The following is a 17,067-nucleotide window of genomic DNA, read 5'->3' as shown; positions in this document are numbered from 1 at the left end:
CATGTTGACACAGCCCGCGAACAATCCCTGCAAGAACGTTTGCAGTTGGCGTTATACGGAGCAGACCCTGCCCTCGCCACAACAGGAACACCGCCGTCTGTTGGAATCCCAAATGGAAACCCTGATTAAAGGGCTGCCCGAGCAGACGAAGATGCAGGCGCGCATCAATTTTTATAGCAGCCGGGTTGAAGAAAAATTACGGCAGGTTCAGAAGCCCGAACCGCCCGGACAAAGCGAAATTTCTTTCGAGCGCTGAACCGCTGCATCCTGCCCGGAACCCCGCCAGAAAGGCCGCCTAAAATTTCAGACGGCCTTTCTGTTTTGGAAAACACCATGGAAAAAGAACCGGCACGCGAAGCAGATATTCCGCACGGCGGCCTGAAAACGGCCAAGCATCACTACCAAATGCACATGGCCGCCGCCGGTACGGCGGAAAAACTGCGCTGCTCTTTGCTGGAACACGCGATGGAAAAAACCATATCCGGCCTGCCGCCGGATATGCAGACGCTGGCGCGCACCCATTTTTACTGGTCGATGGTGCGGGATTCTGTGGAGCGGCAGTAACCAAATCGCCCGCCGTCTGAACGCGGGCGAAAACGCATCTTTGAACAGCCGGCAGATTGCCGAACTGAAAGAGTTTATAGATGCCCATACCGGTGCTGCAAACCAACCGCCGCAGGCGGGAATAACCAGAAAGGAAACAAATGGGTATCCACCGCAATGTCGATGATTGGTTTTTGGGCTACAAAACCCGCTCTGGGAAGGCCAAATCAGACGGAGGCCTGTATTTCGGCAGCGGCCACCCCAAGCATCCGTTTTTAAGGGAAACTCTGCGTACACGCGGCATCGTGCTCGAGCAATACGGGCAAATCGCCAAAGAACTGTACAAGATGGGGCATAAAACCAAAGCCCGCATCATCGGCAAACTGGCAAAAGAAGTGGCCGGGCAATCGTTTGACACCAAGGCTCAAAGCCGTTATGACCGCATACACGACAAAGATCGTAGAGCTCGAAAAATTAGAGCATCTGCCGGCGGTAACGGAGAAAAGACAAGAAGATGGTATTTCTCGTTGACTTATCGTTTCATATTTTTTAATAGAACTTTTCTTGTTTATATTGTCTTGAATTGTTAAATTCATTGAGGAACGTTATACGAAGGAGTAAATGATGAAGCTAAATTTATATACTTTAAGGTTTTGCTAGCAGCATGATATTCAACATCTGTATCTGCTCAATGATCGAAGTATGAGCCATGCAACCGCCAGCATAATGCCGATATAGCAGCGTGTAACAAGGTAACAAACAGTTCGAAAAGAGCAGTATGTTGGTCATCTGCTAACGAACGCCTTGTATACTGCTCCAAAAATAACGGAAAAATAGGTTTTCCGGCTTTATTAAATAAGTAATGAATAGGTAAAATCATGAGTGAGAAAATAACCAAAGATACTTGCATTGCACACAGAACACTTGCTTTTGCTGGTTCTCCCGAAACATTGGTAGATATATTTATTGCCCAGCCTGAGAAAGTGCATGAAGAAAAGTGGATTTACCGGTATCGGATTGTTGGGGCAGGAGAAGACATGGATTTTCAAGTGCATGGATATAGATGCCGTTCAAGCTCTCAAACATGTTTTTGTAATGATAGACGCTTTCATTGTCAGTACGGGTCTGTCTCTGACATGGCTTGGTGAAAAAGATTTAGGGTTTTTATCTGCCTAACTTAATCAGTAATCATTGTATATACTCGCCCGCATTTTTAAGTGGGCGGATTTTATTTTTGGGGCTGTACTAGATAACTAGGGAAATTTAACTTCAGGTTAGAATAATCCCTATGAGAAAAAGTCGTTTAAGTCAGTACAAGCAAAACAAACTGATTGAACTATTTGTTGCAGGTGTTACCGCTCGCACAGCGGCGCAATTAGTTAGCGTCAATAAAAATACCGCTGCCTATTACTTCCACCGTTTGCGCTTACTTATCTATCACAACAGCCCGCATCTGGAAATGCTTGATGGTGAAGTAGAAGTTGATGAAAGCTATTTTGGCGGACAACGCAAAGGCAAACGTGGTCGCGGTGCGGCTGGCAAAGTGGCTGTATTCGGGCTTTTGAAGCGTAATGGTAAGGTTTACACCGTTGCCGTACCCAATACACAAACTGCGACTTTATTGCCAATTATCCGCGAGCAAGTGAAGCCTGATAGCATTGTTTATACCGATTGTTACAAAAGTTATGACGTTCTTGATGTGAGCGAATTTTCACATTTTCGGATCAATCACAGCACACATTTTGCTGAGCGACAAAATCACATTAACGGAATTGAGAACTTTTGGAACCAAGCAAAACGCCATTTACGCAAGTTTAATGGCATTCCCAAAGAGCATTTTGAACTGTATTTGAAAGAGTGTGAATGGCGTTTTAACAACAGTGAGATAAAATTTCAAATTTCTATTTTAAAACAATTAGTAAAGCAGGATTTGTTCTAGTTATCTAGGACAGCCCCAAATAAAAAGCGTAGTAAACAATCCGGTTTACCTTTATTGCGTTAACAGGCCGTCTGAAAATGTTTTCAGACGGCCTTTCTGATACCAAAGCCTGTTTAAAGCCTTTTCAGATTATTCTAGCGGCTGATTTTAAAGTGCCTGCATAGCCTGGTTTGGGTCGGGTATGGTTTGATAATGGATTAAGCATCAACAAAACAATGCCAAAGTCGAGTAGATAACAGGGTTTTGGATTAATTGCCGCCTTCAGTATTTGTAATCCCTGCAATGGCTGTCTACCCAATAGCGGGTACGGTATGGATAATAACAAAAAACAGCTGCTCTTTTCGGCCAATTTTCAGCGGGATCATGGTATCTGTTTTCGAGAAAACAGATACATTATTTCTAAATAAATATTGAGGCTACCGTAGATTAGCAGTTATGACAAGCTGCCAAAATGAAGATAACCCACTGTAAGCTAAATAAGAGTTTCCCAAGAAAACTGCTTGAATATTTGGGGCTGTCCTAGATAACTAGAACAAATCCTGCTTTACTAATTGTTTTAAAATAGAAATTTGAAATTTTATCTCACTGTTGTTAAAACGCCATTCACACTCTTTCAAATACAGTTCAAAATGCTCTTTGGGAATGCCGTTAAACTTGCGTAAATGGCGTTTTGCTTGGTTCCAAAAGTTCTCAATTCCGTTAATGTGATTTTGTCGCTCAGCAAAATGTGTGCTGTGATTGATCCGAAAATGTGAAAATTCGCTCACATCAAGAACGTCATAACTTTTGTAACAATCGGTATAAACAATGCTGTCAGGCTTCACTTGCTCGCGGATAATTGGCAATAAAGTCGCAGTTTGTGTATTGGGTACGGCAACGGTGTAAACCTTACCATTACGCTTCAAAAGCCCGAATACAGCCACTTTGCCAGCCGCACCGCGACCACGTTTGCCTTTGCGTTGTCCGCCAAAATAGCTTTCATCAACTTCTACTTCACCATCAAGCATTTCCAGATGCGGGCTGTTGTGATAGATAAGTAAGCGCAAACGGTGGAAGTAATAGGCAGCGGTATTTTTATTGACGCTAACTAATTGCGCCGCTGTGCGAGCGGTAACACCTGCAACAAATAGTTCAATCAGTTTGTTTTGCTTGTACTGACTTAAACGACTTTTTCTCATAGGGATTATTCTAACCTGAAGTTAAATTTCCCTAGTTATCTAGTACAGCCCCAATAAATTTATTAAAATCAAAAAAATCGACGACAGGGACTTTGTTAGATAAGCATAAAATTTTAATGACCTGAAAGGACTTTTCATGAACAAATCAGTATTTCTTTTAGAACACGCCAGACCGCCGCTACATGAAAATGATAATGTCGATGTCAAGTTGTTAGATATATTTTCCTCTGAAGAGGCAGCCCAAAATGCCATATCGGCACTATCGGACAAGCCCGGATTTAGAGACCATCCTGACGGCTTCGGCATTAATGAACACGAATTGGATACTCTTAATTTGGACATCAGGATTCGGCGAAGGTTAAGAATTTTTCAGTTACCCGCCCGCATTTAAGTGGGCGGACTTTCTTTTTTAAGAGCAATTCCTGTATGTACTCCTTGAAATGAAATCGGGTAATTCTCTGTACGCCGGCGACTACTGCCAAATCCTGCCCGAATGCTCTGGCCAAGGCATAAAGGTGCAACCTGCATCACCTCGCTGCCGCTCCACTATCGAGCAACTGCAACAGCAGCCGGCAGCGGAGAAAGGCAAGCAGGATAAGGATATTCAGCGTTGAGCTATTTGTCCAGGTTGGATAAAATAGCTAAAATAGCTAAATACCGTACCGATAAAGGAAAGCGTAATGCGTACCATGACAGCCAGTAATACCCAAAACAACTTCGGAGATCTGCTGGATACCGTCCGCCGCGAGCCGGTGCTGCTGACTAAAAACAAACGGCCTGTAGGCGTGTTTGTTTCTTTAGAAGACTTGCAGGGGACTTATTTGGCCGAGATGCTGATAGAGAAAGAAGGAGGATACGATGAATGGGTGCAGGCCAAGGTCGGGAAATCTTTGGCGCGTTTTCAAAAGGACGGCACCCGGGGAAAAGCCGCTGCCGATGCCCATACCGATGCCTTGGACAATATCCGCAATAAACTGCAAAACCGTTGAGCCGTCCGATGTATGCAATTGTTTATGAAGCTGAAGCACAAGCGGATTTGCTCGCCATTCTTTCCTACTATGCCGATGAAGGCGGTATGGCATTGGCGGAAAATATCGGCAGCCGCATAGAAACGGCATTGGCCGGATTGGCTTATCTGTCTTACCGCAGCATTGAAAGCAGTTTGGTTCACGGAACAAGGGAATTTACCTGTAGTAAAAGCTAGCGTTGTTTACAGTATTTGAAAGACAATACTGCATGAATATCCATAAAAATACCCGGCTAACCCCGCATAACCGCCAGGCCATTTGACGCGCTTATACACAAGACAAAATTCAGTGTAACTTCGTTGGCACAACACTACCGTGTCAGCAGAGTAACGATTTACCGTATACTCAAAGCAGCCCGGTTGCGGCTGCCCACCCCGCAAAAAAGCACCAACAACCGCTTTAAATAAACCAAATACGGCATGAAACGCCTGGTCAAAGTCGAGCGGGAAATCGAAGAGAAACTCAAAAAACAGGCAAAGCGTTATAACAAATCCTATCCCAGCGAAACGGTTCGTTTCGATACCAAACGGCTGCCTTTGCTACAAAACCAAAAAGCAACCGACCATCTGGATTATCTGTTTGTTGCCATTGATGATTTTTCCCGCGAGCGGTATGCTGCGATATTGCCGGACCGTACAGCAGCCGGCGCAGCCAAATTTCTTTTGCGCGATGTGATAGATTGTTGTCCCTATACCATCGAATGCGCCTATTGCGACAACGGTGCGGAATATCGTGACAATGCGGGGCACCCGTTTGGCATTGCCTGTGTGCCAAACAACATAAGCCAAAAATTCACCCGTGTTGCCCGGCCGCAAACCAATGGTAAAGCCGGGCGGGTTGTCCGTACCTTAATGGAAATGTGGCATGACAAGCATCCGTTTAAGGATTCGGCGCACCGGCAAAAAGAGTTATGTCGTTTTGTTAACTTTTATAATGGCTCTAGACTAGCAGCTTTATATAAATTTACTTTAAAAGCCCCCAAAGTTGGTAACTCAGTTCATCAGAGTTTCGGTTCCATCGCCATTCGCATTCCCTCAGGTGCAAATCAAAGTTTTTGGTTACGCCATTGAATTTGGCGAGCCTTCGTTTGGTAAAACTCCAGAAGCTTTCAATACCATTGATGTGCCCGGTACCATCTGCAAACTCATTTTGTCCGTGATTAACGCGCAAATGTTTAGAGTAGCCCGCACCAACCAGGCCGCTGTAACCGCGCCGGCTATCAGAATAAACAACACCCTCCAGAGAGACCTTTCCCAATATAACAGTTTGAAGTGTTTGCTTTTTACAATCAGAAACGATTTCGGTATAAACCCTGCCGTCTCTTTCGAAAATACCAAAGACGGGTTGTTTAAGCGTTCCTCTGCCACGCTTTGACTTGCCATGGAAACCGCGCTACAAATAGCTTTCATCAACCTCTATGCTGCCGTATAACAGGTCTTTTTGCCCGCTTTGGCAGCGGTATATTTCGTGCCTGAACATGCGATACCGGTGGTTGATGGTATTGCGGTTGAAGCCTGCCGGCAAAGCGGTTTTGAGGCTTCTATACCGACACAAAAATGCTTGATAATTTTTTGAGCTGATGGTCACTTAACTTGGTGTTATATTTCATTTTTCCAGGCTAACAGAGCTATTCTGCCAGTCTAGAGCCAAACCGTTTATGTGTTGAATATCGTACATACCGCCCGACAGTTCCCCTAACCTGCAACACGCCGCAAACACCGCTAAGCGGTGTTTTTTATTGGCTATCCGAAGGATAAAAAATGAAACAGCATAACCTATCCGTTCTGCATACCGGCGACTGCCGCCAAATCCTGCCCGAGCTGGCGGCCCAAGGCATTCAGGTGCAAACCTGCATCACCTCGCCTCAGCCTATGGCCGTGCTGGTACGCGCCAACTGGCGAACCGAGCCGGCCAAAATGGCCGGCACCGGCAGCGACATTACCGCACTGATGGGTACGGTGACGGCAAACGGCAGTCAACACCGCCGGCCGTCTGTAAACCGCGCCCTCAAAGTGGCCGCATTCCTGATTAACTACTACGGCAACGGCGATGCCCGCGATCTGACTGCGCCGCCGGAAACGCTGACCACCAAAGACCGTTTGGCTTTGGTTACCGTATATATCAACCGGCAACCGTACTACATCGTGGACATCACGCTGCGGATGCTGCTGCCCAAAGAGTTGTACAAAGCCCAAGGCTTCCCCGAGGATTACATCTTCGACCGCGACCATACCGGCAAACCGCTGACCAAAACCGCCCAGGTGCGGATGTGCGGCAACTCCGTATCGCCGCCGCCGATGGCCGCGCTGATACGCGAGAATTACCGCCCCGAAGCAGTATTTGCCGGACAACAGGCAGCCTGACCGTCCGTTGCAGAAAACCGCCCCGCTGCAGCACATGAATTTGTGCTGCGGCGGGACTTTTTTGTGTCTGCCACCACTGTTGCCCGTTCTATTTTTTGACAGTAAAGATAGAATTTTACGGATTGGGCCGATAATATAAAAAACATCGTGTAAATTGGTCATACTGTCATGAAAAAACTGATTTTATCGGCATTTGTGTCTTTTGGTTTGGTTAGCTTGTCCGCACCGAGCCATGCTTTCAATTGTTTGAAATAAAACATTTGCCAGCCATCTGAGCGGGAAAGAAGCGGCAAAAGATGCTCCCGGTTGGGTGAGGCAGGATTAAAGCCGTGCAAAAACCCCAATGAAAGCGGTACCCAGTTTGCAAAACGTGTTTTGGATGCCAAATACGGTGCAGGGAAGTGGAAAACCGGCCCGGCGACAGAGCATAATCAAATTAAAAAATACGGTGGCATGTCATTTAACTAATTGAAAGGTATAGAAAAATGTTTACATTGGATACAGTTTATGTTCTCTACCATACGCGAATAGACGCTCTAGGTCATGAAAATGATAAGTGCTTGGGTGTGTTTTCAAGTCTGGAAGAGGTAGAAAAGGCTAAAGAATACGCATTAAAACAGAAAGGGTTTAAGGATTATCCCGACGGTTTTTCTGCCGTTGAGTATGAGATCAACAAACAGGAGTGGCTGGAAGGCTTTGGTGACTGATATTATTTGAAGCCACCACCAAAAACGAAAAAGCCCCGCCGCAGCACATGGGATGATGTGCTGCGGCGGGGCTTTTTACTTTTCATCCGTTGCGGTAACGGTTTACCGCAATGATATGAAACTGTGCGCTATAATTAGCCGGCACCGATGATTTTCACACAATAACGAGATACTTATGATGAAACATGAAAGAACACAGGCATACAAACTGATCGATTCCATATTCGGACTGAAAGGTTTTGAGGTTCCCGAACTGAAACAGCGTATCAGAGCCTCCATCGTTGCAGGCAATATCGAACCACAACAGGTTTATCGGGAGTTGTTACAGTATGCGGGAAAAAACCAAACGTTGGACGGTTTCGGCGAATCCCGTTCTTGGCTGTGAAAGCCGTTCGGAGTGGCCAATCCCTACCAAGCCGAAAACGGCGTTTTTTTCAATAAGCTGGGTATCACAGATGCCGAAACCCTACGTTCGGTTGAATACTTTTTGGCTTCGACCAAAGCCAAAATGGTGCTGTCGGGAGAGATTGCCATACACGCCGGCAAGTACGGTTTGATGCGTTTAAAAGAAATACACAAAGTATTATTTGACGATCTTTATGAATGGGAGGGGCAGGAAAGAACCACCCCAGTTGCCAAATTCAACCGGTTGGGTAAAACCGTTACCCATTTTATTTCCCCGAACAATATCCGCGATGCCTTCAACCATATCGAAAAACATTCCAACGGCTTCCGGCCATCAAGCCTGACCGTATGTCTTGGCCGAGCACAGTTTCGGCAACAACAACCGACCCACAACCCTCCATCTGCGCAGTAACGGCAGCCGTCCCGCCTATCCTCTGACCCATACCTACAGCCATCTTCCCCAGCCAACGGCACAACCTCTCCACCCCACCCGAATACAGCCTTATCATCCGCACCTATTTCCGATTCCCCTGCCACTTTTACGACTTTCACACTTCCGACCACAGCACACTTTGCCGTTTCCGCAACGGGCCGGCATAAGAGAGCACCCAGCCAGACTGCCCAAGCTGATTTTGCCGTACTGTTACGGTTTATCAGCCAAACAGCCATCGTCCATGGTCATTACGCGGTCAAAGCGGGCGGCAAGTTCGTCATCGTGGGTAACCACTATCAGGCTGGTGCCTAATTCGCTTTTCAATGCCAACATTATGTCTAATATATTTTGGGCGTTTTTGCGGTCGAGATTGCCTGTGGGTTCATCAGCCAGCAGGCATTTGGGACGGGTAACCAGTGCGCGGGCAATAGCGGCACGTTGGCGTTCGCCGCCTGAGAGTTCGCCCGGCCGGTGCAGCATACGTGCTTTCAGGTCGACTTTTTCCAGCATTTCCGCCGCTTGTGCCTCGGCTTCTGCTTTTGTTTTTTTGCTGATCAAAAGCGGCATCATCACGTTTTCCAGTGCCGAAAATTCGGGTAGCAGATGGTGAAACTGATATACAAAACCCAAATAGCGGTTGCGCAGTTCGCCCAGTTGTTTCTGGCTCATTTTGCCCAAATTGTTGCCCATCAGGTTTACGCTGCCCGAAGTAGGCATATCCAGACCGCCGAGTATGTGCAGCAGGGTTGATTTGCCGCTGCCCGAAGCGCCGATAATGCTCACGCTTTGGCTTTCACACACTTGCAGATTGAGGCCGTTGAGTACCTGCACGTTTAATGCGCCATCACTGTAGCTTTTGGTTACACTGCTGCAATCCAACACAATCTTATTCATAGCGCAAAGCCTCCGCCGGTTGGGTTTTTGCAGCCCGCCAGCTCGGATACAGTGTGGCGATAAATGCCAGTGCCAGCGAAATGGCGGCAATCACCAGCACATCATCGGTGCTGACATCGCTGGGCAGATAATCGATAAAGTAAATTTGTGAATTAATCAGCTGCTTATCGAACAAATCTTCAAAAAACGCCACGATACGCCCTATGTTCATCCCCAGCACCACGCCGCAGACTACGCCGATCAAAGTGCCGAAAAAACCGGCGAATGCGCCCTGTACCATGAAGATTTTCATCACGCCTGCTGGCGGCAAGCCCAATGTGCGCAAAATGGCGATATCGGCCTGCTTTTCTGTAACCGCCATCACCAGCGATGACACCAAATTAAACGCCGCCACTGCGATAATCAGCGTTAAGATGATGAACATCATGCGTTTTTCCAGTTCTACCGCTTCGAAATAACTGCGGTTGGAAAACGTCCAATCACGCACCCACACTTTGTCTTTCTGTTCCGGAGCAATTAGGTTGCGGGTAAACGAAGGCGCGCTCTGCGGATCGGCAAGTTTGATGCGCAGCCCGCCTACGCCGTCACCCAAACGATAAAGCACTTGGGCATCTTGGATATGCGTCATCGCCAGCGAATTGTCCACTTCATACAGCCCCGTTTTCACGATGCCCACCACGTTGAACTGCTTCAGGCGCGGCACCACTCCGGCGGGCGTAACGTTGCCTTCCGGTGTAATCACGGTTACCTTGCCGCCTTTTTCTGCACCGAGTGCCTCGGCCAAACCTTCACCAAGAATAATATCGAACCCACCGGGTTTTAAATCATTGAAACTGCCCACCGGCATCTCTTTGCCGTAATCCACCACGTTTTTTTCTTCCTCGGGCAACACGCCGCGAAGCTGCACGCCGCGCACTTCTCCCGAGTTGGCCAACAAAGCCTGGTCGGCAACATAGGGAGCCGTTGCCAAAACTTCTTTACGCCCTTTCACAAATCCGCGCAGGCTCTGCCAGCCCTCACCGTTGCCGGTGTCGTAATAACCGATCTCTGCGTGCGGTGCCACATTCAGGAGCTGACCGCGGATTTCTTTCTGAAAACCGTTCATCACCGACAACACCACAATCAGCGCGGTAACGCCCAGCGCAATGCCCGCAATCGAAATCATGGTGATAAACGACATAAAACCGTTGCGCTTTTTGGCTCTGAGATAACGCAAACCTATCCAAGTTTCTAACGAAGCCATGTGCCAAAGCACCCTTTATCCAATTAAAATAAGCGCGCATTGTACCTGATTTACCGTGAAACTTCTTCAAAAAGGGCAGCAACTCTGCCAAAACATGGTAAGAAAATGGTTCTCAAACACTCAAAATCCAAAGCCTTGTCAATAATTTTACCCGGGCCGTCTGAAAAGCATCGATACTGCGTAGCTCGAACCTTAACGGGATACGTTCAGGCCGTCTGAAACACCCGGTTGCAGCCATCAACTTTGCAGACATACTGCGCCTCCTTGTGCAGGTAGCGCAACGGTATCGCACAGCCGCTAAAATAAACCCGAGGCGGCGGGGCGCAGGCAGTAAAAATTGCAGTAAGGCCGGCACCGTTTGATTTTTCGAAGCGGGCTGCCAACAAACAAATACAGTGGATCCTTGATTTTGATTACAGCATTGCTTCGCCTTGGCCCGAAGAAAACGGTTTTGCAAACCGCAAGCGGCAGCGGGTTACCGCCTGCATTGCCTTTGGCCGGCCGGTATCGGAAATAAAGCGGATTCACCATAAACAGACTTTGTGATGACTTTCAGCCTTTGCAAAAATCTCAGGCCGTCTGAAAACAATAGCCGCAGTTTCTGCTGCGGTTTGGTTTTCAGACGGCCTGAACATCGGCACTCGGGCAATATTGTGATAATCGGAAGCCTCGCCTGCTTCAGATATATTCCACCTGCACGATATCGTATTCGCGCACACCGCCCGGAGCCTGCACTTCGGCCACATCGCCTTCCTCTTTGCCTATGAGCGCGCGGGCGATGGGCGAGCCTACATAAATTTTGTTTTCTTTAATATCCGCCTCGTCTTCGCCGACAATTTGATAGCGCACACGCTCTTCGGTGTCCAAGTCTTCGAGCGTTACCGTAGCGCCGAACACCACCTTGCCCTCGGCATGGATTTCGGACGGGTTGATGATGTGTGCGATGGAAAGTTTATGTTCCACTTCCGAAATGCGGCCTTCGATAAAACCCTGCCGCTCTTTGGCTGCTTCGTATTCGGCGTTTTCCGACAAATCGCCGTGCGAGCGCGCCTCTGCAATCGCTTCTATCACTTCGGGGCGGGCCACGCTTTTCAGGTGCTGTAATTCTGCTTTTAATAATTCTGCACCGCGCACGGTCAACGGAATTTTCTGCATGGGTGGATTCTCCGTAAAACAGCTTTTCGAGCCGTAGAAATACTGATTGGGAAACGAAGTCATATACTTTTAACACAACCGCTGTTCCGCCAGATAAAAATACAAGCCGCCCAAAACGGCGGCTTGCTCAAAAATCATTTGTGAAAGCGCGATTGTATCCAAAAAACAGCCTCACGGGCAAAGTTTTCCGCCGTTATCGAAAAAATGTGTTGCAAGGTTTAATAATATGCAGGCAAATCTGTGCTGCATCCGATCCTGAATAAAGGATAAAGGACCCGATATTTTTCAATCAAACTGGATTCAGCTTCAATTTCAGGCTGAAATCTTTGCAAAACACCTGAAGGCCGTCTGAAAAAATAAAAACAAACTCTGATTCCAAGTCCTGATCTACTTTATTCCCGAGTCTGGCCGTTGCCCAATACCACCCATTTTTGCGAGGTCAGGCCGTGCAGGCCGACCGGGCCGCGCACATGGATTTTGTCGGTAGAAATGCCGATTTCTGCGCCCAAGCCATATTCAAAACCATCGGCAAAGCGGGTGCTGGCATTAACCATTACGCTGGCACTGTCGACCGTGCGCAGGAAGGTTTGTGCATCGGTGTAGGATTCGGTAACGATGCTGTCGGTGTGGCCGCTGCCGTGGGTGTTGATGTGGACAATGGCTTCGGATAGGCTCTCCACCACTTTAACCGCCAATATGGGGGCGAGGTATTCGGTGTCCCAATCTTTGCTTGAGGCCGTCTGAATATCGGGCAGAATGGCGCGTGTGCGCGCACAGCCGCGCAATTCCACGCCTTTTGCGGCATATTTTGCGGCCAGCGGTGGCAGGATTTCGGCGGCGCGGCTTTCGTGCACCAGCAGTGTTTCCATAGTGTTGCAGGTGCCGTAGCGCGAGGTTTTGGCGTTAAAGGCGATATCCAGCGCTTTTTGTGCATCGGCGGCACGGTCGATATACACATGGCAAATGCCGTCAAGATGCTTGATAACGGGCACGCGCGCTTCTGCACTGATACGCTCCACCAATGATTTGCCGCCGCGCGGGATAATCACATCGATTAAATCAGCGCTTTGCAGCATCACTCCTACGCTTTCTCGGCTGGTGTTTTCAATCAGGCTGACCGCAGCCGCTGGAAGGCTGTTTTCGCGCAAGGCTTGGGTTATCAGCCCGGCGATGGCCATATTGCTGTGAAAAGCCTCGCTGCCGCCGCGCAACACGCAGGCGTTGCCCGATTTCAAACACAGGGCGGCAGCATCGATGGTTACGTTGGGGCGGGATTCGTAAATCATGCCGATAACGCCCAGGGGAACGCGCATTTTACCGATCTGCAAACCATTGGGGCGCAGGCGGAATTCGTCCATCTCTCCCACAGGGTCGGGCAAAGCGGCCACTTGGCGCAAACCTTCGCACATATTTTCAACCACGCTTTCCGTCAGCTTCAAACGGTCAAGCAGCGCTGGCTCCAAGCCTTTGGCGGCGGCCTGTTCCATATCTTGTGCATTGGCGGCGGCAATTGCTGAACTGTTTTGCTTTATCAGCTCGGCCATGCGCAGCAGTGCGGCATTTTTCTGTGCTGTGGCAGCAGCCCCCATATCATAAAAAGCCTGTTTGGCGGCAGCGGCAGTTTGGCGGACGTAATCGTGAATATTCTGCATAATGGTCTGATGTTGGCGGTGAAATTGAATGATGCGGCATCGTTCATACCAAACCGCTTCAGCAGCAGTTTGGCACGGCTTTCACTATACGGCCGTCTGAACGTGATTTCAAGCGGTATGCGGACTCGGCTTTAATCGCAGACCGGATGCCGACTACGGTTATGCAATGCTCCATCGGCATGGCTGCAATCCATGCAGCATCTGTGAAACATGGCTACCGCATTCACTTGAATATGGTGGTTTTACAGACGGCAGTAGTGAATATAGATTCTACCTTATCCGTGCATAGCGAAGCTGCCGTTCTTTCTGTTCATGTAAAACCGAAGCACGCCGCTCTCGTGAACTGTCCCCAAAAGTCAGGCTCTATTTCTCAATATGGTGCAGTTTTTTATGGCAAAAGTATTCAAACAGATTCAAATTGAAAGTCATGAAATACTATCTGCAGGAGCGCGGTAAAAAAACACCGCTAACGTTTTTTTCTCTAGAGCGCGCTGCCAAGCACAAATAGGCATCACGTTATATTCTTCACGAGGAGGGCGGCATCGGCCGGCTGGGCCAGGCATCTCCGGCTGCCATTTTGATTGTAACTATTTGAATCTAAATTTTAATTCCATGAATATGGTCAGAAATGAAGGGTTATCCCCCAAAGGGATGCGCCTCGGTCGGCGGATGCCATACCGACCCGACACTCCCCCCGATGCAGGCCGTCTGAATGTGCAAGGCCGCGCCTTGACCGATGCTTTGGTGGCCGAACTGAAAAAAGGCGAAACCGCCGACAACCTGCTCGACCGTCTGACCGCCGCTTACCCGGATATGGACGACAAAGCCCTGCAAAACGAGCTGGCCAGGCTGATATTTTTATCGGGCCTGGTCGGCAAGATTGAAGCGGCTCAGGAGATGGGCAGATGAACCCCGAAGACATCAAAGCCGTGTTCGGTATGCAGCCCGAGGCCGCCGTGGCCTATCTGAAACAGAAAGGCCATCACGTGTCTTGGGATTGGCAGGATATGCTGGATGATGCCCATGCCACCGCCTTTACTGTCGCCAAAACGGCCAAGATGGATGTGTTGGACGATATATACAGTGCGGCACTCAAAGCATTGGAAAACGGCCAAACATTAGAAGATTTCGGTCGTGAACTGACACCAGTGTTGCAAGCCAAAGGCTGGTGGGGGCGTAAAGAGGTGTCCAATCCCGACACGGGAGAGGTTCAGACGGCCACGCTCGGCAGCCCGCACCGCCTGAAAACCATCTACCTCACCAATATGCAGTCGGCCTACGTGGCCGGACGCTATGCCGAAATGATGGATTCGGCAGACACACACCCGTATTGGCAATATGTGGCCGTCAACAACAGCCGCACCCGCGAAAGCCACCGCCTGCTGCACGGCAAGGTGTACGCCGCCACTGACCCGGTTTGGGATACCCGCTATCCGCCGCTGGATTACCGTTGCCGCTGCCGCGTCAAACCGCTCTCCGAAGCGCGCGGTGCGGCCAAAGTGCTGCCCAGCCCCAAATTGGAAACGATAACGGTCGATATCCGCACCAACGAATACACCGGCGAAGAGCGCTATGCCCAACGCACCGGCATCCGCATCAACGGCACCTTTGTGGCACCCAACGCCGGCTTCAATGCCAATCAGGGCAAAGCCATGCTCAGCCGCATGGCGCGGGTGGCCGCCGAAAAAGCCCGGGCCGTCCACCCCGACATCGCCCGCACCGCCATGAAAGAGCTGGCGGCAGACAAACGTTTTAAAAACAGCCTACCCAAAGCCGTGCTGGCTTGGGTGTTGGATTTACTGAAAGGGTAAAGATGGCAGAGTTGGACTTAAGCCGGGATATTTATCGGGCAGCCTACACTATTGAAGACAGTGTGGATGTGGGAAGAAATTTAAAAGACGACAACACCATAGTGTTGGACTTCGGGGAAATCAACGTCATCATTGACGATTTTCAAGCATTGGATATGATGCGGAAACTCGCCGCATTTTTTAATTATAAACTGGTGGATTTAGATGCTTGAAATCAGCTTAGATGCCAGTCAACTCGAACACGGTCTCAGCCAACTGTTGAAAAACGCCACCGACACCCGCCCCGTGATGCGTGCCATCGCTACCGAAATGGTCTCACTCACGGAAGACAACTTCGAAAGTGAGGGCTGGGGTGGGCAAAAATGGAAGAGAAGCCGGCGCGTTGCCGACAACGGCGGCAAAACCCTGCAATTATCCGGCCGGATCGCCGCCGGCATCAGCACCCAGATCGGAAACGGCTTTGCCCGTATCGGCAGTAATAAAAAATATGCCGCCATCCACTACTTCGGCGGTAAAATCGAAGCCGAAAAGAAACTCATCGACACCACCATCGCCATCGAATCCCTCAAAAGCGGCCTTTAAAAATAAAACGGGCAATCTGCCCGTTCACTTTATTTCACTAGTAACATTGTTTCAAGTCCACTATTCCATAGCATCCACCACCATCTGGCTGAATCCCATTTAGCTCAGAGACTCTTGTATATTTATCTCAATGGGTTTCAGCAGCAGCCTATGAAAACGATACAGCTTGACCGTTCCTTTGGATATTGTTCAATATCTTTCCAAAATCCTATAGCGGGCATCTAAGAAAAACAAAAAGTGCAAATTATTTAATGAATTACAATGCCATCGCATACATCATTGCGCAGCCTGCCTACCAAGCTATATAAAACATGGTTTTCGCCAGAAGCACAATCAACACCATCTGGCAAAATACCGCCAGATGGATATATTTTGACCAAGCTGCTGTGAGTGTATTGCGCCGCATTTTGATTATGGCAATCAGAAAGTGCGCTAACACACCAAACGCCAGCAACGCTTTCAAACACAGCTGAGTGTTGAACGGGGCGGAAAATGGTGCGGCGAATGCGGCAGCATAACGGTGTGCCATTGTCAACCCCGACAGAAACACACTGCCCACCACCCACGGCATCACCCGCACCGCCCGCCGCATAATGGCTTTTTCTACCGTTCTGCGCGCCTCCCTCGGTACATCTTTGCTGTGTATAGCCGACAACACCAGCGTTTCAAAGAAAACGCCGCCCACAAAAACGATGGCGCAAAATAAATGTATGATATGTGCAACAGAATAAACGCTCATAAAATATAATTTCAAACTCTTGCCCAGTTTTAAAACTCTTTACCCCTGTCGATATACCTTTATCAGCGGCCTATGCCATACTGCGGGCGCTCTTACAGGGAGCCTGCCCTTTTACGGGCTTCCCGAAATATAACACCTTTCTTAAGGAGGATACTATGAAATCAACCATCGTTAAAGCTATTGCTCTGCTCGCCGTTGCCGGCTCGCTCACCGCCTGCGAGAGCATGAGCCGCACCCAACGCAACACTGCCACCGGTGCCGTTATCGGCGGCGTAGCTGGCAATCTGATCGGCGGCGACACCGGCTCCACTCTCGGCGGCGCGGCGTTGGGCGGCGTAATCGGCAGCCAGGTAAACCGCCGCTAATCTGTCTATTTGCCGCCGTCATGACAAAGG

At 49.0% G+C, this 17,067-nt stretch carries 25 protein-coding genes and 2 pseudogenes; 19 read left to right on the top strand and 8 right to left on the bottom strand.

The features are described from left to right. Positions 1-112: 112 nt before the first annotated feature. The 5 genes from H7A79_RS14435 (at position 113) to H7A79_RS14415 (ending at position 2,482) form a co-directional block, all read left to right on the top strand. Positions 113-256 carry a hypothetical protein gene (locus H7A79_RS14435; RefSeq protein WP_187000611.1) on the top strand — a complete coding sequence of 48 codons (144 nt, stop codon included), beginning with the start codon at positions 113-115 and terminating at the stop codon, positions 254-256. Positions 257-333: 77 nt separating this feature from the next. Next, entirely contained in the window at positions 334-564 is a 231-nt protein-coding gene (locus H7A79_RS14430) for a hypothetical protein (protein ID WP_135035909.1), read from the top strand. Between the two features lie 140 nt (positions 565-704). Next, positions 705-1,133 (top strand): hypothetical protein, encoded by a 429-nt coding sequence (locus tag H7A79_RS14425; RefSeq protein ID WP_228068204.1) that lies wholly within the window; start codon positions 705-707, stop codon positions 1,131-1,133. Between the two features lie 397 nt (positions 1,134-1,530). Next, the gene (locus tag H7A79_RS14420) at positions 1,531-1,719 is read left to right on the top strand and encodes a hypothetical protein (protein WP_187000610.1); all 189 of its coding nucleotides are present in this window, start codon (positions 1,531-1,533) and stop codon (positions 1,717-1,719) included. 112 nt (positions 1,720-1,831) lie between these two features. Beyond that, positions 1,832-2,482 (top strand): IS1595 family transposase, encoded by a 651-nt coding sequence (locus H7A79_RS14415; protein WP_186999880.1) that lies wholly within the window; start codon positions 1,832-1,834, stop codon positions 2,480-2,482. A 527-nt stretch (positions 2,483-3,009) separates the two neighbouring features. Here the strand turns inward: H7A79_RS14415 and H7A79_RS14410 are convergent. Continuing rightward, the gene (locus H7A79_RS14410) at positions 3,010-3,660 is read right to left on the bottom strand and encodes an IS1595 family transposase (RefSeq protein ID WP_186999880.1); all 651 of its coding nucleotides are present in this window, start codon (positions 3,658-3,660) and stop codon (positions 3,010-3,012) included. 136 nt (positions 3,661-3,796) lie between these two features. Here H7A79_RS14410 and H7A79_RS14405 point away from each other — a divergent pair, with 136 nt between their 5' ends. From H7A79_RS14405 to H7A79_RS14390, 4 genes and pseudogenes are all read left to right on the top strand, one after another. Further along, the gene (locus H7A79_RS14405; RefSeq protein WP_135037734.1) at positions 3,797-4,051 is read left to right on the top strand and encodes a DUF7336 domain-containing protein; all 255 of its coding nucleotides are present in this window, start codon (positions 3,797-3,799) and stop codon (positions 4,049-4,051) included. 289 nt (positions 4,052-4,340) lie between these two features. Next, positions 4,341-4,649 carry a type II toxin-antitoxin system Phd/YefM family antitoxin gene (locus H7A79_RS14400; RefSeq protein WP_187000609.1) on the top strand — a complete coding sequence of 103 codons (309 nt, stop codon included), beginning with the start codon at positions 4,341-4,343 and terminating at the stop codon, positions 4,647-4,649. A gap of 8 nt (positions 4,650-4,657) precedes the next feature. After that, a complete protein-coding gene (locus H7A79_RS14395; RefSeq protein ID WP_187000608.1) occupies positions 4,658-4,864 on the top strand; it encodes a type II toxin-antitoxin system RelE/ParE family toxin in 207 nt (68 codons plus the stop codon). Positions 4,865-4,896: 32 nt separating this feature from the next. Further along, positions 4,897-5,623, top strand: a pseudogene (locus H7A79_RS14390) (integrase core domain-containing protein); the annotation flags it as partial. Positions 5,624-5,651: 28 nt separating this feature from the next. Here H7A79_RS14390 and H7A79_RS14385 read toward each other — a convergent pair. Continuing rightward, positions 5,652-6,297, bottom strand: a pseudogene (locus H7A79_RS14385) (IS1595 family transposase). Positions 6,298-6,448: 151 nt separating this feature from the next. On the opposite strand from H7A79_RS14385, the gene H7A79_RS14380 reads away from it, so the two are divergent. Further along, complete coding sequence (locus H7A79_RS14380) at positions 6,449-7,051, top strand: DNA cytosine methyltransferase (RefSeq protein ID WP_246407977.1); 603 nt, start codon at positions 6,449-6,451, stop codon at positions 7,049-7,051. 158 nt (positions 7,052-7,209) lie between these two features. Here the strand turns inward: H7A79_RS14380 and H7A79_RS14375 are convergent, their stop codons facing one another. After that, entirely contained in the window at positions 7,210-7,437 is a 228-nt protein-coding gene (locus tag H7A79_RS14375) for a hypothetical protein (protein ID WP_187000607.1), read from the bottom strand. Positions 7,438-7,536: 99 nt separating this feature from the next. Here H7A79_RS14375 and H7A79_RS14370 point away from each other — a divergent pair, with 99 nt between their 5' ends. The 3 genes from H7A79_RS14370 (at position 7,537) to H7A79_RS14360 (ending at position 8,575) form a co-directional block, all read left to right on the top strand. Beyond that, entirely contained in the window at positions 7,537-7,758 is a 222-nt protein-coding gene (locus tag H7A79_RS14370) for a DUF7336 domain-containing protein (protein WP_135037302.1), read from the top strand. Between the two features lie 175 nt (positions 7,759-7,933). After that, positions 7,934-8,143: a hypothetical protein gene (locus H7A79_RS14365; protein ID WP_135037300.1), complete on the top strand. Its 210-nt coding sequence runs from the start codon at positions 7,934-7,936 to the stop codon at positions 8,141-8,143. Positions 8,144-8,155: 12 nt separating this feature from the next. Then, a complete protein-coding gene (locus H7A79_RS14360; RefSeq protein ID WP_135037297.1) occupies positions 8,156-8,575 on the top strand; it encodes a hypothetical protein in 420 nt (139 codons plus the stop codon). 231 nt (positions 8,576-8,806) lie between these two features. Here H7A79_RS14360 and lolD read toward each other — a convergent pair whose 3' ends face one another. The 4 genes from lolD to H7A79_RS14340 form a co-directional block, all read right to left on the bottom strand. Continuing rightward, positions 8,807-9,490 (bottom strand): lipoprotein-releasing ABC transporter ATP-binding protein LolD, encoded by a 684-nt coding sequence (gene lolD, locus H7A79_RS14355; protein WP_187000606.1) that lies wholly within the window; start codon positions 9,488-9,490, stop codon positions 8,807-8,809. Beyond that, on the bottom strand, positions 9,483-10,733 hold the full coding sequence (locus H7A79_RS14350) for a lipoprotein-releasing ABC transporter permease subunit (protein WP_187000605.1): 1,251 nt from the start codon (positions 10,731-10,733) through the stop codon (positions 9,483-9,485). Before H7A79_RS14350 ends, lolD begins: the two co-directional genes overlap by 8 nt. 678 nt (positions 10,734-11,411) lie before the next feature. Continuing rightward, entirely contained in the window at positions 11,412-11,888 is a 477-nt protein-coding gene (gene greA, locus H7A79_RS14345) for a transcription elongation factor GreA (RefSeq protein WP_187000604.1), read from the bottom strand. Positions 11,889-12,280: 392 nt separating this feature from the next. Continuing rightward, positions 12,281-13,540, bottom strand: coding sequence for a glutamate-5-semialdehyde dehydrogenase (locus H7A79_RS14340; protein ID WP_187000603.1), 1,260 nt, complete (start codon positions 13,538-13,540; stop codon positions 12,281-12,283). Between the two features lie 179 nt (positions 13,541-13,719). On the opposite strand from H7A79_RS14340, the gene H7A79_RS14335 reads away from it, so the two are divergent. The 5 genes from H7A79_RS14335 to H7A79_RS14315 all read left to right on the top strand — a co-directional run bounded on the left by H7A79_RS14335 (position 13,720) and on the right by H7A79_RS14315 (position 15,933). Continuing rightward, positions 13,720-13,962 carry a hypothetical protein gene (locus tag H7A79_RS14335; protein ID WP_187000602.1) on the top strand — a complete coding sequence of 81 codons (243 nt, stop codon included), beginning with the start codon at positions 13,720-13,722 and terminating at the stop codon, positions 13,960-13,962. 247 nt (positions 13,963-14,209) lie between these two features. Next, a complete protein-coding gene (locus H7A79_RS14330; RefSeq protein ID WP_246407976.1) occupies positions 14,210-14,449 on the top strand; it encodes a DUF935 family protein in 240 nt (79 codons plus the stop codon). Next, a complete protein-coding gene (locus H7A79_RS14325; protein ID WP_187000116.1) occupies positions 14,446-15,351 on the top strand; it encodes a phage head morphogenesis protein in 906 nt (301 codons plus the stop codon). The genes H7A79_RS14330 and H7A79_RS14325 overlap by 4 nt, the downstream gene beginning before the upstream one ends. Before the next feature lie 2 nt (positions 15,352-15,353). Then, positions 15,354-15,563 (top strand): hypothetical protein, encoded by a 210-nt coding sequence (locus tag H7A79_RS14320; protein WP_187000117.1) that lies wholly within the window; start codon positions 15,354-15,356, stop codon positions 15,561-15,563. Continuing rightward, the gene (locus H7A79_RS14315) at positions 15,556-15,933 is read left to right on the top strand and encodes a phage virion morphogenesis protein (protein ID WP_187000601.1); all 378 of its coding nucleotides are present in this window, start codon (positions 15,556-15,558) and stop codon (positions 15,931-15,933) included. The genes H7A79_RS14320 and H7A79_RS14315 overlap by 8 nt, the downstream gene beginning before the upstream one ends. Positions 15,934-16,225: 292 nt before the next feature. Here H7A79_RS14315 and H7A79_RS14310 read toward each other — a convergent pair whose 3' ends face one another. After that, a complete protein-coding gene (locus H7A79_RS14310; protein ID WP_187000600.1) occupies positions 16,226-16,672 on the bottom strand; it encodes a CopD family copper resistance protein in 447 nt (148 codons plus the stop codon). A gap of 155 nt (positions 16,673-16,827) precedes the next feature. Between H7A79_RS14310 and H7A79_RS14305 the strand changes: the two genes are divergently transcribed. After that, entirely contained in the window at positions 16,828-17,037 is a 210-nt protein-coding gene (locus tag H7A79_RS14305) for a YMGG-like glycine zipper-containing protein (RefSeq protein WP_085365474.1), read from the top strand. Positions 17,038-17,067 lie beyond the last annotated feature (30 nt).

Origin of the sequence: Neisseria musculi, assembly GCF_014297595.2 — a bacterium.
GTDB lineage: Bacteria > Pseudomonadota > Gammaproteobacteria > Burkholderiales > Neisseriaceae > Neisseria > Neisseria musculi.
The sequence above is the reverse complement of the archived record's forward strand: the minus strand, read 5'-3'. Positions and strand labels throughout refer to the sequence as shown.